The organism is Pseudomonas delhiensis (assembly GCF_900187975.1).
Classification (GTDB): Bacteria; Pseudomonadota; Gammaproteobacteria; order Pseudomonadales; family Pseudomonadaceae; genus Pseudomonas; species Pseudomonas delhiensis.
Genome location: NZ_FZPC01000003.1, coordinates 143,335 through 158,948, shown reverse-complemented (window position 1 = coordinate 158,948; position 15,614 = coordinate 143,335). Strand labels below are relative to the sequence as shown.

Genomic DNA, 15,614 nt, shown 5'->3' with positions numbered 1-15,614 from the left:
CATGAATGGATCCTCACCCACCGCTCCCGGCCCGTTCATCCGCCTGCGCCAGGAAGGCCGCACCGAAGAGGTCGTGCGCCGGCTGATGGACGCCATCGATCTCGGCCTGTTCGCCGAGGGCCAGCAACTGCCCAGCGAGACCGAGCTGGCCATGCAGTTCGGCGTCGCCACCGTGACCCTCCGCGAAGCCCTGGCCTACCTGCGCCAGCGCGGCGTCATCGAGACCCGCCGCGGGCGCAACGGCGGCAGCTTCATCCGCGCCATCGAGGAAATACCCGCGGAGATCGTCTTGAGCCGCCTCGACGAGCTGAGCACCATCGACCTGCGCGACCTCTGCGACGAACACATCGCCATTTCCGGCACCGCCGCACGCCTGGCCGCCCGGCGCGCCTCCCGCGAGCACCACCAGCACCTGGCGCAGTACATCGAAGCCCTGGGCAAGGCCGCCACCCGCCACGAACGCCGCCGCGCCGACGCGCGCTTCCACATCGAGATCGCCGTGGCCTCGCAGTCGGTGCGCCTCACCCACGCGGAAATCCGCCTGCAGGCGGAGATCGGCGAACTGCTCTGGCTGCCGGTGCCCGGCGCCCCCGGCGTGGAAACCATCCAGCAGGAACACACGGCGATCCGCGAGGCGATAGTCGCCGGCGACCCGAACCTGGCCGGCGCCATGGTCGAGGCCCACGTCAACCGCGGCATCAAGCGCCTGATCGACATGAAGCTTGAGCTGCTGGCCCAGGAAGAGCCCTAGCCACCCCAACGGCGTTCCCCATACCCGTAGGGCGCATAACGCCTACGGCGTTATCCGCCGCAGCCCCGGGCACCGGTGCATCGGCCGACGGCGGATAACCGCGAACGGTTATGCGCCCTACACCCCCCGGGCATTCCCTTGTAGGAGCGCGCCCTGCGCGCGAATCGCGGGCAGGGCCCGCGTGAGGCAGGGCGAACATTCTTCACCGCCATGCCCCCGCGAACGACCAGTTGGCACAGCCCTTGCCCTCATTTTCACCCACAAACCTCTGCTTTAGGATTTTTATCCTCGGCAGGGGCCGGTCCTTCCCCATACAAGCAAGCTATAACAAGAGGCACAGGCCATGGCGTGCGCGCTACGCAACGACGAACTCAATGAATGCGCCCAGCGCATCGACGTATCGATCGGTAACATCTTTGCCCAGATCGACACCCTGGCCAACGCCATCGACAGCATCTGGCGCGATGCCGACGGCGGGCCCGTCGACTCCGCCGACCTGGCCAGCCTGCGACCGCTGATCGAGGGTTGCCTGACGCAGCCCGGCGCCTGCCTGCAGGGCTGTGGCGTGGTGCTGCAACCGGGCGTGCTGCGCGACCAGGAGATGTACCTGGAGTGGCGCCAGCTGGGCGCCGGCGGGCGCAGCATGCCGCTGAGCCTGAACTTCAACCGGCGCAGCGAGAACTTCTACGACTACTGCGCCATGCCCTGGTTCGCCATCCCCCGCGACAGCGGGCGCAGCAGCGTGGTCGGCCCCTACGTCGACCTCTACGGCCAGGACATGTACATCCTCACCTTCTCCCGCCCGCTGCTGCTGGAAGGGCGCTTCCTCGGCGTGGCCGCCGCGGACATCGCGCTGAACCGCTTCGAGCGGGTGGTCACCGCCAAGCTCATGCGCCTGGAACACGAGGCGCTGATCCTCAGCGGCGAGGGCCGGGTGGTGGCGGCCAACACCGCCAACTTCATCGCCGGCGAGATAGCCAGCCTGGGGCTGGCCACCGACGCCCGCTGCCAGCGCGCCAACCTGGCCGAGCAGTCCGCGCACTGGACCCTGGTGCAACTGCCGGAGAAGCGCCACCGCGCGGCCTGAGCCCGGCGGTGCTCCTTATGGGAGCAGTGCGGCGTTACTCCGCCCCATTTCCGTTCCCCGCCAGGGCGCTGAACAGCCCTGGCGGCCCTGTCACCCGGGCCATAGCGCCCAGGAGCCCACCGCTCTAGCTCCAGCCTTCCCACCTTCCCGAGAAGAGAGCCCAATAAAACATTTTAAATCATATGTAATATGGCATAGGCTGTGCTTGCTCCACGCAGGCGGCCGCCGCTGTTACCCCGGCCCGGCCGCCCCGGTCTTCACCGCTGCCGCCACGCGCCGTGGGCAGCGGGCTCCCAGTCCCGATCCATCTGTTCGATGCCGACGTGCATAGCCATACAGGAACAATAACGATGAACAGTCCGATCCAACCCGGTCTCGCCCCGGTCGACCGCGACGCGGAACAGCTCCGCGCGCTGGGCTATTCCTCCAACTTCGAACGCAGCATGAGCCTGTGGCAGAACTTCGCCCTGGGCTTCACCTACCTTTCGCCGGTGGTCGGCGTGTACAGCATCTTCGGCCTGTGCCTGGCCGCGGGCGGGCCGCCGATGTTCTGGTCGTACCTGCTGGTGGGCCTGGGGCAGATGCTGGTGTGCCTGATCTTCTGCGAGGTGGTCTCGCAGTTCCCGATCTCCGGCGGCGTGTACCCCTGGGCCCGGCGCCTGGTGGGCAAGCGCTGGGCCTGGATGGTCGGCTGGATCTACTCGGTGTCGCTGTGCGTGACCATCGCCGCGGTGGCCCTGGGCGCCGGCCCCTACGTCACCACGCTGCTCGGCTTCGAGGCCGACCCGGCGACCAACACCCTGATCGGCCTGGGCCTGACCCTGGTCGCCACCCTGCTCAACCTCAGCGGCACCAAGCTGCTGGCGCGGGTGGCCATGTTCGGCTTCCTCTGCGAGCTGATCGGCGCCATCGTCATCGGCGGCTACCTGCTGGTGTTCGAACGCCACCAGCCGATCTCGGTGCTGTTCGACACCTTCGACATCCGCATCGACGGCGCCTACTGGCCGGCGTTCCTCACCGCCTCCCTGGCCGGCATGTTCCTCTACTACGGCTTCGAGGCCTGCGGCGACGTCGCCGAGGAAACCCCGAACCCCAGCCGGCGCATTCCCAAGGCCATGCGCATGACCATCTGGATCGGCGGCGGCGCCTCGATGTTCGCCGCCCTGGCGCTGATCCTCGCGGTGCCGGACATAGGCGCGGTGATCTCCGGCGCCGACAAGGACCCCATGACCACCATCTTCGACGGCGCCTTCGGCCCGCTCGGCGCGCGCCTGGTGATGCTGGTGATCCTGGTGTCCTTCGTCTCCTGCGTGCTCAGCCTGCAGGCCGCCGCCAGCCGCCTGCTGTACTCCTACGCCCGTGACGAGATGGTCATGGGCAGCCGCCTGCTGCAGCGCCTGTCGCCCAACACCCACGTGCCCACCGCCGCCCTGGTGGTGTGCGGGGTGATCCCGGCGGCCATCGTCTGCATCGGCTTCTACCTGCAGAACGCCATCGGCACCGTGGTCAGCTTCGCCGCCATCGGCATCTACCTGGCCTTCCAGATGATCGTCGGCGCCGCCCTGTTCGCCCGCCTGCGCGGCTGGAAGCCCAGCGGCGCCTTCACCCTGGGCAAGTGGGGCTGGCCGGTGAACATCGCCGCCCAGGCCTACGGTCTGCTGGCGATCGTCAACATGTCCTGGCCGCGCACCCCGGACGCGCCCTGGTACATCAACTACGGGATCATCCTGGTGGGCGCCATCGTGATCGCCGTGGGGCTGGTGTACATGACGGTGTTCAAGCCCTACGACAAGGGCACCGCGCCGGCCGGGGATGCCTGGAAGCTGGCGCGGCACTGAGGCTGGATAGTTGAAGGAGAGCGCCCGGTGAATGCCGGGCGTTTCTTTTTGAGGAGGATGAGGAGCTGAAGAGCGCCCTCTCCCCAGCCCTCTCCCTGAAGGGAGAGGGGGCTTGTCCGTGCCGAGAGGAAGCTTGGTTTCAGCCGGCAGTCACAGTGCTAGCCGGCTGACTCCAGAACATCAGCATCTGCCCAACGGTCCCCTCTCCCTTCAGGGAGAGGGTTAGGGAGAGGGAGCGGAGCCCATCCAACGCACCTACGCCAAAGGTAAACACCATTCGCGAGCAAGCTCGCGCCTACAAGAGCAGCGACGTAGGGCGCATAACGCCTACAGCGTTATCCGCCGTTGTCCCCGAGCACCGGTGTTCCGGCCGGGCGGCGGATAACCGCGAACGGTTATTCGCCCTACGGTGCGACGCCGGTGATCGCCTCGAACCCCTGGCGGATCTGCTCCTCCGGCAGGTTGTCGCCGATGAACACGATCACGCTCTCGCGCGCGTCCTCGCCCCAGGGCGTGTCCCAGTCGAAGCCGTACAGGCGCAGCACGCCCTGGAACACCAGGCGGCGTTCCTCGCCCTCGATGTTCAGCACGCCCTTGTAGCGCAGCAGCGAGTTGCCGTGCCATTGCAGCAGGTCGTCCATGAACTCGCTCAGGCGCTCGATGCTCAGCGCCTTGTCGCTGCGCAGCACCAGGGTGCGGATGCGGTCGTCGCTGGCCGTCACCGGGCGCAGCGGCTGCAGCGGGCGCAGGCCGACGTCGGCGTTGAGGTTGAAGCCGCGCACGTCGAGCAGGCGCCCGAGGTCGATCACCCCATGGTCCACCGGGTGCAGCTCGGCGCGGCGGTTGATGCGCTGCAGGCGCTCGGCCAGGGCCTGGTACTGCTCGGCGCTGACCAGGTCGCGCTTGCTCACCAGGATGCGGTCGCCGAAGCCGACCTGGGCCTGGGCGATGGCTTCCTGCAGGTGGCGATCGGCGTTGGCGGCGTCCACCAGGGTGATGATGCCGTCGAGCAGGTAGCGCTCGCGCAGCGTCTCGTCGACGAAGAAGGTCTGCGCCACCGGCGCCGGGTCGGCCAGGCCCGTGCATTCGATCACCAGGCGGTCGAAGGCGATCTCGCCGCTGTCGCGCTGCTCCAGCAGCAGGTACAGCGAACGCTCCAGGTCGTTGTTGATGGTGCAGCAGACGCAGCCGTTGGACAGCGTCACGACCTGCGCCGGGGCATCGCCCAGCAACTGGCCGTCGATGGGGGTGTCGCTGAATTCGTTCTCGATCACCGCGATCTTCAGGCCGTGCTCGGCCTGCAGGATGTGGCGCAGCAGGGTGGTCTTGCCGGCGCCGAGGAAGCCGGTGAGCACGGTCACCGGGATCTGCGCGGGTTGTTGGGAATCACTCATGGGCAGGTTCCAGGCAGGAATGAAAACGGGCCGCCCGCAGGCGGCCCGTCCGTTTATACACCCATCCGCGGCTTCAGCAGCAACGGATCGGCCGACCCTTGCCGCCGCCGTAGCGTGCCTCCTGGCGTTCGCGGAAGAATTCCTCGTAGCTCATCACCGGCTTGTCCGGGTGCTTGTTGCGCATGTGCTCGACATAGGTGTCGTAGTCGGGCATGCCCACCAGCATCCTGGCGGCCTGCCCGAGGTACTTGCCCATGCGGCTGAGGTCATTGAACACGTGTCACCTCCTGCCTCAGGCCTCGGGAATGGGCTGGAACGGCGCTTCCTTGTCGGTGCGCTCCTTCTTGGTCCAGGCCTTGGCGCCGACCTTGATGGAATACACCAGCACGCTGAACACCACCAGCAGGAAGAGCACGGTGAGGCCGGCGTTGATGTAGGCGTTGAGCATCACGGTCTTGACCTGGGCGAGGTCCTTGGCCGGGGCCAGGACCTGGCCGGCGTCCAGCGCCGCGCCGTACTTCTGCGCCAGGGCGACGAAGCCCACCGCCGGGTTGCCGTCGAAGATCTTGATCAGGCCCGCGGCGCTGGTGCAGATCAGCAGCCAGGCCGCCGGCAGCGCGGTGACCCACACGTACTGCTGGCGCTTCATCTTGATCAGCACCACGGTGGCGAGCATCAGGGCGATGCCGGCGAGCATCTGGTTGGAGATGCCGAACAGCGGCCACAGGGTGTTGATGCCGCCCAGCGGGTCGACCACGCCCTGGTACAGCAGCCAGCCCCACAGCGCCACGCAGCCGCCGGTGCCGACGATGTTGGCGCCCCAGGAGTCGGTCTTCTTCAGCGACGGGACGAAGTTGCCCAGCAGGTCCTGCAGCATGAAGCGCCCGGCGCGGGTGCCGGCGTCCACCGCGGTGAGGATGAACAGCGCCTCGAAGAGGATCGCGAAGTGGTACCAGAAGGCCATGGTGTTTTCGCCCGGCAGCACCTGGTGGAGGATGTGGGCAATGCCCACGGCCAGGGTCGGGGCGCCGCCGGCGCGGGCCAGGATGGTGGTCTCGCCGATGTCCTTGGCGGTCTGGGTGAGCATTTCCGGGGTGATGGCGAAGCCCCAGCCGCTAACGGTCGCGGCCACCGCGGCGACGTCGGTGCCGACCACCGCCGGCGGGCTGTTCATGGCGAAGTAGATGCCCGGCTCGATCACCGAGGCGGCGACCATGGCCATGATCGCCACGAAGGATTCCATCAGCATGCCACCGTAGCCGATGTAGCGGGCGTCGGGCTCGCGGTTGAGCAGCTTGGGCGTGGTGCCCGAGGAGATCAGCGCGTGGAAGCCGGACACGGCGCCACAGGCGATGGTGATGAACAGGAAGGGGAACAGGCTGCCCTTCCACACCGGGCCGGTGCCGTCGGTGAACTGGGTCAGGGCCGGCATCTTCAGCTCCGGCATGACGATCAGGATGCCGATGGCCAGCGCGACAATGGTGCCGATCTTCAGGAAGGTCGACAGGTAGTCGCGCGGGGCCAGCAGCAGCCACACCGGCAGCACCGAGGCGATGGCGCCGTAGCCGATCAGCATCCAGACGATCTGCACGCCGTGGAAGGTGAACACCGGCGCCCACTCGGGGCTGGCCGCGACCTGCCCGCCGAGCCAGATGGAGCCCAGCAGCAGGGCCACGCCGACCACCGAGATCTCGCCGATGCGGCCCGGGCGGATGTAGCGCATGTACACGCCCATGAGGATCGCGATCGGGATGGTGGCCATCACCGTGAACATGCCCCAGGGGCTTTCCGCCAGGGCCTTCACCACGATCAGCGCGAGCACCGCGAGGATGATGATCATGATCAGGAAGGCGCCGAACAGGGCGATGGTCCCCGCCACCTGCCCCATTTCCTCGCGCACCAGTTCACCCAGCGAGCGCCCGTTGCGGCGGCTGGAGATGAACAGGATCATGAAGTCCTGCACCGCGCCGGCCAGGACCACCCCGGCGATCAGCCAGAGGGTGCCGGGCAGGTAGCCCATCTGCGCGGCGAGCACCGGGCCCACCAGCGGGCCGGCGCCGGCGATGGCGGCGAAGTGGTGACCGAAGAGGATGTGCTTGTTGGTCGGGACGTAGTCCAGGCCGTCGTTGTTGAGCACCGCGGGGGTGGCTCGGTTGGGGTCCAGTTGCATCACCTTGTCGGCGATGAACAGGCTGTAGTAGCGGTAGGCGACGAGGTAGATGGCGACCGCCGCTACCACGATCCACAAGGCGTTGATGGCTTCGCCGCGGCGAAGGGCCACGACTCCTAAGGCAAAGGCACCGACTATCGCCACTATCGCCCAGGCGATGTGACGTAGCAGGCTGTTGTTATTGTTCATGGCGATGCTTCCGACTGTTGAAGGGCGAGAATTCGCAGGAAAAATTCTAGTCCTTTCCGGCGAGTCATTTATACGACCTTAGTCTAGAGCCGTTGCAACGATATTGCCGCCTGAAAAGGGGCGGTGCGGTGTCGCGGCCCGCGCGGCGCAAACCGCTCTGCGCCGGGAGTTTGCGCGCGGGCCGGCGCGGCTGGGAGGCTCAGGTGGGCTGCCTGGCGTAGCGCGCCAGGGTGGCGTCGCGCTGCATCACCGCCAGGGTGTTGGCGTAGACCTGTTCGCTGGTGGCGTCCTGGCTGGCGAAGATCTCGCCGAAGTGCTGCCGGGTGACCTGGGCGAAGTGGGCGCGGTCCTGCGCCTGTACCCCGAGCAGGGTGGCGTAGGCGTCCAGCGCGTCGCCATGGCCGCGGGCCATGTCCTCGGCGATGCTGTCGAGCATGCCGTTCATGGCCAGGACCGAGCGGCCGCCGTAGCGGATGCGCACGTTGGAATCGCAGCCGTTGGTGCCCGAGGTCAGGCCGAAGGTGGCGTTGCCCGAGGTGCCGTTGGTGGTGGTCGCCAGCAGGTGCGGCAACAGCCCGCGCTGGCCTTCGAAGAGCAACTGGCCCCAGCCGCAGCCCCTGTCGCTCGCGTCATCGGCCTGGGCCAGCAGGCTCGCCGACGCCAGAACCCCGAGGATAAGCCCCTTTCCCAGAATCTTCTTGTCCATGCTCCGCTCCGCCTTGGTTTGATGGGGAACCCGCCCTAGCAGCTTTGGCGAGGCCCGGGCGGCTGTCAAACCGCCGGCCGGCGGAGCGACGGGCGACAGGGGCTTGGCTATAGTGAGGCGAACGCAGAACGGCCGGAGAGCCCGCCCATGAGTGACGATCACGCCGAACGACGGCGCTTCAGCCGCATCGCCTTCGATGCCGGCACCGAAGTCGGTCAGGATGGCCAGCGCTGGAAGGCCGAGTTGCACGACATTTCCCTGCAGGGCCTGCTGCTGGCGCGCCCGCCGGGCTGGAACGGCGACCCGGGAAAGCCCTTCGACATCCGCATCTACCTGGGCTTCGACGCCAACATCTACATGGAGGCGGACCTGGCCTGGGAGCGCGAGGGCCTGCTGGGCTTCATCTGCCGGCACATCGACCTGGACTCCATCAGCCACCTGCGCCGCCTGGTGGAACTCAACCTGGGCGACACGACCTTGCTGGAGCGCGAGCTGACGGCGCTGGGGGAGCAGGCGTAGGGTGCCCCAGGCAGGTATGGCTTCTCGTAGGGACCTTGTCCGCGATAGCCGGAACCACTGGCGCGATTCGCGGATGAGATCCGCTCCTACGCCGCCCCACTACACCATTCCCATGTAGGAGCGCGCCCTGCGCGCGAAATCGCGGGCAGGGCCCGCTCCTACAGTTCGCTGGGTAGCACGGCATTCCTCCCCCGTAGGACCCCGCGATAGCCGGAACCACCGGCGCGATTCGCGGATGAGATCCGCTCCTACTCAACCCCACTACACCATTCCCCTGTAGGAGCGCGCCCTGCGCGCGATTTCGCGGGCAGGGCCCGCTCCTACAGGGTGCCCATTCTCCCCGTAGGTGCGGACATGGCTTTTCGTAGGAGCGAGCTTGCTCGCGAACAGATTCCGCTGCTGGGCTCATTCGCAAGCAAGAACCAGGCGTCCCCCGCGCCTATGAAGACCACCTCGGCGCCGTCTATTCGAACAACGCATCCAGCGCCTGCTCCAGGCGCGTCACCGGGATCACCTGCAGGCCCGGCGGGGCCTCCTTGGGGGCGTTGCCCTGGGGCACGATGGCGCGCTTGAAGCCGTGCTTGGCCGCTTCCTTCAGGCGCTCCTGGCCGCTGGGCACCGGGCGCACCTCGCCGGACAGGCCGACCTCGCCGAACACCAGCAACTGATGATCCAGCGGGCGGTTGCGCAGGCTGGACATCACCGCCGCCATCAAGGCCAGGTCCGACGCGGTTTCCAGCACCTTCACCCCGCCCACCACGTTGAGGAACACGTCCTGGTCGTAGGTGGGGATGCCGCCGTGGCGGTGCAGCACCGCCAGCAGCATGGCCAGGCGGTTCTGGTCCAGGCCCAGGGTGACGCGCCGCGGGTTGGCCAGGTGGCTGGTGTCCACCAGCGCCTGCACCTCCACCAGCATCGGCCGCGAGCCCTCCCAGGTGGCCATGACCACGCTGCCGGGCACCGACTCCTGGGCGCGGGTGAGGAAGATCGCCGAGGGGTTGGAGACTTCCTTCAGGCCGCGGTCGGTCATGGCGAACACGCCCAGCTCGTTGACCGCGCCGAAGCGGTTCTTCACCGCCCGCAGCAGGCGCAGGCGGCCGTCGGACTCGCCCTCGAAATACAGCACGGTGTCGACCATGTGCTCCAGCACCCGCGGGCCTGCCAGGGCGCCTTCCTTGGTGACGTGGCCGACCAGGAAGATCGCCGTGCCGCTCTGCTTGGCGAAGCGCACCAGCAGCGCGGCGCTCTCGCGCACCTGGGCGACGCCGCCGGGGGCCGATTGCAGCTGCTCGGTGAAGATGGTCTGGATGGAGTCGATCACCATCACCTTGGGCTGCTCGTGGCGAGCGGTGGCGATGATGCTCTCGATGCAGGTCTCGGTCATGACCTTGAGCCGGTCTTCCGGCAGGCCCAGGCGCCGCGCGCGCATGGCCACCTGCTGCTGCGACTCCTCGCCGGTGACGTAGAGCGCCGGCATGCGGCTGGCGATGCTGCACAGGGTCTGCAGGAGGATGGTCGACTTGCCGATGCCCGGGTCGCCGCCGATCAGCACCACCGAGCCGTCCACCAAGCCGCCGCCCAGGACGCGGTCGAGCTCGTTGGAGGCGGTGCTGAAGCGCGGCATCTCCTCGACGCTGACTTCCGCCAGGGTCTTGATGTTGGCCTGCTGCCCGGCCCAGCCGCCGCGCCCGGAAGACGCGGAGGAAGCGCCCTCCACCACGGTTTCCACCAGGGTGTTCCAGGCGCCGCAGTCGGCGCACTGCCCGGCCCATTTGGGGAAGGTGGCGCCGCACTCGGTGCAGCCGTACATGCGCTTGGCCTTGGCCATGGGCGGACTCCGTCGGAAACAAAGCCCGCATCATAGCGGTTCGCGCCGGGCGCTTCAGCCCGGCGCGGCAATGGCCGACGGGTGCGGCCGGGGAATCAGCCCGCCAGCAGGCGGTACTGGCTCTCCATGTCGTAGCGCAGGCCTTCGCGGCGCATGATCAGCGCGGCCAGGGTGCCATCGGGGCGCTCGATGCCCTCCTCCACCCGGCTGATGCGCTGGTCCAGCAGCTCGTACTGCAGCTTCAGGCGCACCAGGCGCTCCTGCGCCCGGCGCGGGTCGAAGGGGGTCTTGGCCTGTTTGCGGACGGACTTGGCCAGGGGACGCGGCTCTTTACGCATGGCGGATCACCAGCAGTAGAAAAAGTTGTCCGAAGACTACGCCCGACCTCGGCGAGCTCCCTTGATGTCGATCAAGCTCAGCTTGAACGCTGCAGCAGTTCGGCGATCTCGTCCTTCAGGGCGACGCGCTGCAGCTTCAGGTTGTTCAGTGCCAGGTCATCCAGCGGCTCGCGGCCGTCCTCGATGTCGTAGATGCGCCGGTCCAGTTCCTCGTAGGTGCCGGCCAGGCGGGTGAAATGGCTGTTCTCGCCGATGAGCCTGGCGATCTTGGCGCGCTGATCGGGAAACTCACGTGCCAGGGGATGGTGCTCGAGCGGCATGGCGGTCCTCCTTCTGCGTGGGGTGGATGATTTCCTTCAGCCTAGACCACCCCCGAATTTCGCCCAGCGCCGCCGGTCATGCCGGAACTTTTGCGCAGGCGGCGGTCCATGGCGGCGCGGGGGTAGTGTTCAACGCGGGCGCGACCGCTAAACTCCCCCCTGTCCCCTCTTCCCAACAAGGAGTCTTTGCATGAGTCTGCTCAGCGAGTTCAAGGCCTTTGCCGTCAAGGGCAACGTGGTCGACATGGCCGTCGGTATCATCATCGGGGCCGCCTTCGGCAAGATCGTCTCGTCCTTCGTGGGCGACGTGATCATGCCGCCGATCGGCCTGCTGATCGGCGGGGTCGACTTCTCCGACCTGGCCATCACCCTCAAGGCCGCCGAGGGCGACGTCCCGGCGGTGGTGCTGGCCTATGGCAAGTTCATCCAGACCTGCCTGGACTTCCTGATCGTGGCCTTCGCCATCTTCATGGGCGTGAAGGCCATCAACCGCCTCAAGCGCGAAGAAGCCGCCGCCCCCGAGACGCCGCCGGCGCCGACGCCCGAGGAAGTGCTGCTGACCGAGATCCGCGACCTGCTGAAGAACCAGCAGAACCGCAGCTGAGCCCGGCCCCGCGCGCCGTCAGGCGGCGCGCGGCGGTTGCAGCAGCAGGCGCTCGACGCGCCGCTCCTTCACCTCCAGCACCCGCAGGCGCCAGCCGCGGTGCTCCAGTTCGTCCCCCGCCGCCGGCAGGCGGTCCAGCAGGTGCAGCGCCAGGCCGCCCAGGGTGCGGCAATCCTCCGGCGCCTGGCCGCGGAAGCCGATGCGCTCGGCCAGCAGCGCCAGGGTGGTGGCACCGCGCACGCGCCAGCCGTCGCTGCCCTTCTCGATGTCCGGGCCGGCCATCTCGCTGGCGTCCGGCAGTTCCCCGGCGATCGCCTGGAGAATGTCGGTCAGCGTCAGCAGGCCCTCGAAGCCACCGAACTCGTTGACCACGAAGGCCACATGGGTCGAGGCCTGGCGCATCTGCTCCAGGGCGCCGAGCACGCTACAGCTGTCCGGCAGGTTCAGCGGCACCCGCAGCAGCGGCTCGATGTCCGGCTGGCGGCCGGCGAGGATGGCCTTGAGCAGTTCCTTCTTGTGCACGTAGCCCAGCGGCTCGTCCACCTGGCCGGCGCGGATCACCAGCAGGCGCGAGAAGGGCGATTCCAGCAGCACCTGGCGGGTCTGCTCGGCGCCGGCGTCGAGGTCGATGCGGTGCACCTCGGTGCGCTCGGTCATCACCGTGCGGATGGAGCGTTCGGCCAGCTCCAGCACACCACTGATGAGCACCCGCTCGCGGCGGTCGAAGGGCGCGTCGGCCGGCTCTTCGCCCAGCATGTCGGCGATCTCCTCGCCCACCTCGTCGGCCTCCACCCTGCCGCCCAGCAGGCGCAGCACCGCGTAGCGCGTGCGCTCGCGCGGGCCTCGGCGGCCCTGCAGGCTGCGCCGGCGGCGCCAGCGCACCGCCTGGTTGGCCAGCTCGATGAGGATCGAGAAGCCGATGGCGGCGTACAGGTAGCCCTTCGGGATGTGGAAGCCCAGGCCCTCGGCGGTGAGGCTGAAGCCGATCATCATGAGGAAGCCCAGGCACAGCATGATCACCGTGGGGTGGGCGTTGACGAAGCGCGTCAGCGGCTTGCTGGCGACCATCATCAGGACCATGGAGAAGACCACGGCGATCATCATCACTTCCAGCTGCTCGACCATGCCCACGGCGGTGATCACCGCGTCCAGGGAGAACACCGCGTCGAGCACCACGATCTGCGCCACCACCGGCCAGAACGCGGCGTAGACCCGCGGGCCGCCAGCCTTGTGCACGCGGCCCTCGAGGCGCTCGTGCAATTCCATGGTGGCCTTGAACAGCAGGAACAGGCCGCCGAACAGCATGATCAGGTCACGGCCGGAGAAGGCCTTGCCGAAGACCTCGAACAGCGGTTCGGTGAGGGTCACCAGCCAGGAGATGCTGGCCAGCAGGCCCAGGCGCATCAGCAGCGCCAGCGACAGGCCGATCAGCCGGGCGCGGTCGCGCAGCTGCGGCGGCAGCTTGTCGGCAAGGATGGCGATGAACACCAGGTTGTCGATGCCCAGCACCAGCTCCAGCAGGATCAGGGTGAGCAGGCCGAGCCAGGCCGTAGGGTCCAGGAGCCACTCCATGGTCAGCTCCCGGGCGCGCGCAGGGGCGCGGCGAGGGTGTGGGGGAAGATGCTGGCGAAAAGGTCGTCGGCCGCCGGGGGCGGCTCGCTCGTGTGGCAGTCCATGGGGTTCCAGGGGCTATGAATGGACGGCCATCCTAAGGGCAAAGACGCCCGCCGCTTAAGCGGGCAATCTTTTCCAAATCTTAACTACCAGTAGTTCTCCACGGCGATCTGCCCGGGCTTGCGCGTCAGCGCCAGGCTCATGCCGCGGGTCTTCAGCACTGCGCGGGTGTCCTCGATCATCTGCGGGTTGCCGCAGAGCATCACCCGCGAATGCTCGGGGGACAGCTCAAGGCCCGCGGCGCGTTCCAGCTCGCCGTTCTCGATCAGGGTGGTGAGGCGCGCGCCCAGGCAGCCGGGCACCTGCTCGCGGGTGACCACCGGGATGAACTGCAGCTTGTGGGCGTGCTCGGCCAGGTAGTCGCGGCGGGCCAGGCCGGCGATCAGCTCGCGGTAGGCCAGCTCCTTTTCCTCGCGGGCGCTGTAGACCAGCTTGATGGTCTCGAAGCGCTCCCACACCTCGAAGTCCTGGAGGATCGACAGGAACGGCGCCAGCCCAGTGCCGGTGGCCAGCAGCCAGAGGTCGCGGCCGTCGGGGAAGCGGTCGAGGGTGAGGAAGCCGAAAGCCTGGCGGTCGACCAGCAGCTGGTCGCCCTCGCGCAGGCGGCTCAGCTCGCTGGTGAACTCGCCGCCCGGGACCACGATGGAGAAGAACTCCAGGTGCTCGTCGTGGGGCGCCGAGACCATCGAATAGGCGCGCCAGACGATGCTGCCGCTGGGCTTGTACACGCCCAGGCGGGCGAACTGCCCGGCGCGGAAGCGAAAGCCCGCGTCGCGGGTGGTGCGCAGGGTGAACAGGCTGGGGGTCAGCGTCTGCACGTCGAGCAGCGTCTGACGGGTGAACTTCTCTTCGCTGGCGGTCATACTCCGCTCCCGATCCGATCTCTGCCTACAGTTTCTCCCATCGCAACACCGAGAAACACCGTCAGATATCAGGGCCTTTGCCGGAAACCCCGGCCGGCCTGACCTGACGCAACAAAAAAACGATGCCCATGCCGACCTTCCAGACGCCCTTCGCCGAACTCGACCTGATCCGCCAGCCGGAGCAACGCAACGACCCGCTGCAGGCCTTCGACGCCGCCGACGAATACCTGCTGCGCCAGGTGGCCGCCGACGGCCTGGCCGCAGGCTGCCGGGTGCTGGTGCTCAACGACGCCTTCGGCGCCCTGGCCGCGGGCCTGGCCGGCCATGCGCGGGTGACCAGCAGCGGCGACTCCTTCCTCGCCGCCCTGGCCCTGGGCAAGAACCTGGCGCGCAACGGCCTGGCGGAAGACGCCGTGGACTTCGTCCCGGCCAGCGAAACCCCGGCCGGGCCCTTCGACCTGGTGCTGCTGCGGGTGCCCAAGACCCTCGCCCTGCTGGAGGAACAGCTGATCCGCCTGCACGGCCGCCTGGCGCCGGGCGCCCGGGTGATCGCCGGGGCCATGGTCAAGCACCTGCCGCGCGCCGCCGGCGACCTGCTGGAGCAATACGTCGGCCCGGTGCAGGCCTCGCTGGCGGAGAAGAAGGCCCGGCTGCTGTTCGCCACGCCTGTGGACAAAGCGCCGGCCGCCTCGCCCTACCCCACCCGCTACACCCTGGACCAGCCGAAGCTGGAACTGCTCAACCACGCCAACGTGTTCTGCCGCGAAGGCCTGGACATCGGCACCCGCGCCTTCCTCCCGCACCTGCCGCGGGGCCTGGGCCGGGCACGGGTGGCGGACCTGGGCTGCGGCAACGGCGTGCTCGCCATCGCCAGCGCCCTGGCCAACCCGGAGGCCCGCTACACCCTGGTGGACGAGTCCTTCATGGCCGTGCAGTCGGCCCGCGAGAACTGGCGCGCCGCCCTGGGCGAGCGCGAAGCGGAGTTCCACGCCGCCGACGGCCTGGCCGGGCAGCCGGAAAACTCGCTGGACCTGGTGCTGTGCAACCCGCCCTTCCACCAGCAGCAGGTGGTCGGCGACTTCCTCGCCTGGCGCATGTTCCAGCAGGCCCGCCACGCCCTGGTCGCCGGCGGCCAGCTGTGGATAGTCGGCAACCGCCACCTGGGCTACCACGCCAAGCTCAAGCGCCTGTTCCGCGGCGTCGAACAGGTGGCGGCGAACCCGAAGTTCGTGGTGCTCAAGGCCAGCAAGTGAGACGGGCGGGCATTGCCTTGCAGTGACTGGCGGGCGCAAGATACACACATACCTGTACACACGTTACACAGGGAGGCCCA

Annotated in this window: 15 protein-coding genes; 6 read left to right on the top strand and 9 right to left on the bottom strand. The window is 68.1% G+C overall.

Features of this window, described 5'->3' with window-relative positions; genetic code table 11:
* Position 1 precedes the first annotated feature (1 nt).
* From CHC02_RS03825 to CHC02_RS03815, 3 genes are all read left to right on the top strand, one after another.
* Positions 2–751 (top strand): FadR/GntR family transcriptional regulator, encoded by a 750-nt coding sequence (locus tag CHC02_RS03825; RefSeq protein ID WP_089390187.1) that lies wholly within the window; start codon positions 2–4, stop codon positions 749–751.
* Positions 752–1,094: 343 nt separating this feature from the next.
* The gene (locus CHC02_RS03820; RefSeq protein WP_089390186.1) at positions 1,095–1,838 is read left to right on the top strand and encodes a cache domain-containing protein; all 744 of its coding nucleotides are present in this window, start codon (positions 1,095–1,097) and stop codon (positions 1,836–1,838) included.
* Positions 1,839–2,188: 350 nt separating this feature from the next.
* Entirely contained in the window at positions 2,189–3,676 is a 1,488-nt protein-coding gene (locus CHC02_RS03815) for an APC family permease (RefSeq protein WP_089390185.1), read from the top strand.
* Positions 3,677–4,080: 404 nt separating this feature from the next.
* Here CHC02_RS03815 and yjiA read toward each other — a convergent pair whose 3' ends face one another.
* The 4 genes from yjiA to CHC02_RS03795 all read right to left on the bottom strand — a co-directional run bounded on the left by yjiA (position 4,081) and on the right by CHC02_RS03795 (position 8,135).
* On the bottom strand, positions 4,081–5,070 hold the full coding sequence (yjiA, locus tag CHC02_RS03810; protein ID WP_089390184.1) for a GTPase: 990 nt from the start codon (positions 5,068–5,070) through the stop codon (positions 4,081–4,083).
* Between the two features lie 73 nt (positions 5,071–5,143).
* Positions 5,144–5,347, bottom strand: a complete 204-nt coding sequence (locus CHC02_RS03805) for a YbdD/YjiX family protein (protein WP_089390183.1) — start codon at positions 5,345–5,347, stop codon at positions 5,144–5,146.
* Between the two features lie 15 nt (positions 5,348–5,362).
* Positions 5,363–7,429 carry a carbon starvation CstA family protein gene (locus CHC02_RS03800; RefSeq protein ID WP_089390182.1) on the bottom strand — a complete coding sequence of 689 codons (2,067 nt, stop codon included), beginning with the start codon at positions 7,427–7,429 and terminating at the stop codon, positions 5,363–5,365.
* A gap of 199 nt (positions 7,430–7,628) precedes the next feature.
* Entirely contained in the window at positions 7,629–8,135 is a 507-nt protein-coding gene (locus CHC02_RS03795; RefSeq protein WP_089390181.1) for a DUF3015 domain-containing protein, read from the bottom strand.
* Positions 8,136–8,282: 147 nt separating this feature from the next.
* On the opposite strand from CHC02_RS03795, the gene CHC02_RS03790 reads away from it, so the two are divergent.
* Positions 8,283–8,654, top strand: a complete 372-nt coding sequence (locus CHC02_RS03790; protein WP_089390180.1) for a PilZ domain-containing protein — start codon at positions 8,283–8,285, stop codon at positions 8,652–8,654.
* Positions 8,655–9,117: 463 nt separating this feature from the next.
* Here the strand turns inward: CHC02_RS03790 and radA are convergent, their stop codons facing one another.
* The 3 genes from radA to CHC02_RS03775 all read right to left on the bottom strand — a co-directional run bounded on the left by radA (position 9,118) and on the right by CHC02_RS03775 (position 11,140).
* On the bottom strand, positions 9,118–10,482 hold the full coding sequence (gene radA / locus CHC02_RS03785; RefSeq protein WP_089390179.1) for a DNA repair protein RadA: 1,365 nt from the start codon (positions 10,480–10,482) through the stop codon (positions 9,118–9,120).
* A 95-nt stretch (positions 10,483–10,577) separates the two neighbouring features.
* Complete coding sequence (locus CHC02_RS03780; protein ID WP_089390178.1) at positions 10,578–10,820, bottom strand: hypothetical protein; 243 nt, start codon at positions 10,818–10,820, stop codon at positions 10,578–10,580.
* A gap of 77 nt (positions 10,821–10,897) precedes the next feature.
* Positions 10,898–11,140, bottom strand: coding sequence for an HP1242/YdcH family protein (locus CHC02_RS03775; protein ID WP_089390177.1), 243 nt, complete (start codon positions 11,138–11,140; stop codon positions 10,898–10,900).
* A gap of 190 nt (positions 11,141–11,330) precedes the next feature.
* Between CHC02_RS03775 and mscL the strand changes: the two genes are divergently transcribed.
* Positions 11,331–11,744 carry a large-conductance mechanosensitive channel protein MscL gene (gene mscL / locus CHC02_RS03770; RefSeq protein WP_089390176.1) on the top strand — a complete coding sequence of 138 codons (414 nt, stop codon included), beginning with the start codon at positions 11,331–11,333 and terminating at the stop codon, positions 11,742–11,744.
* Between the two features lie 18 nt (positions 11,745–11,762).
* On the opposite strand, the gene CHC02_RS03765 is transcribed toward mscL, so the two are convergent.
* Together CHC02_RS03765 and CHC02_RS03760 are read right to left on the bottom strand one after the other, a co-directional pair.
* Positions 11,763–13,316: a TerC family protein gene (locus CHC02_RS03765; protein ID WP_089390175.1), complete on the bottom strand. Its 1,554-nt coding sequence runs from the start codon at positions 13,314–13,316 to the stop codon at positions 11,763–11,765.
* A 188-nt stretch (positions 13,317–13,504) separates the two neighbouring features.
* Positions 13,505–14,281, bottom strand: a complete 777-nt coding sequence (locus CHC02_RS03760) for a ferredoxin--NADP reductase (protein ID WP_089390174.1) — start codon at positions 14,279–14,281, stop codon at positions 13,505–13,507.
* Between the two features lie 128 nt (positions 14,282–14,409).
* On the opposite strand from CHC02_RS03760, the gene CHC02_RS03755 reads away from it, so the two are divergent.
* The gene (locus tag CHC02_RS03755; protein WP_089390173.1) at positions 14,410–15,534 is read left to right on the top strand and encodes a methyltransferase; all 1,125 of its coding nucleotides are present in this window, start codon (positions 14,410–14,412) and stop codon (positions 15,532–15,534) included.
* Positions 15,535–15,614: the final 80 nt, after the last annotated feature.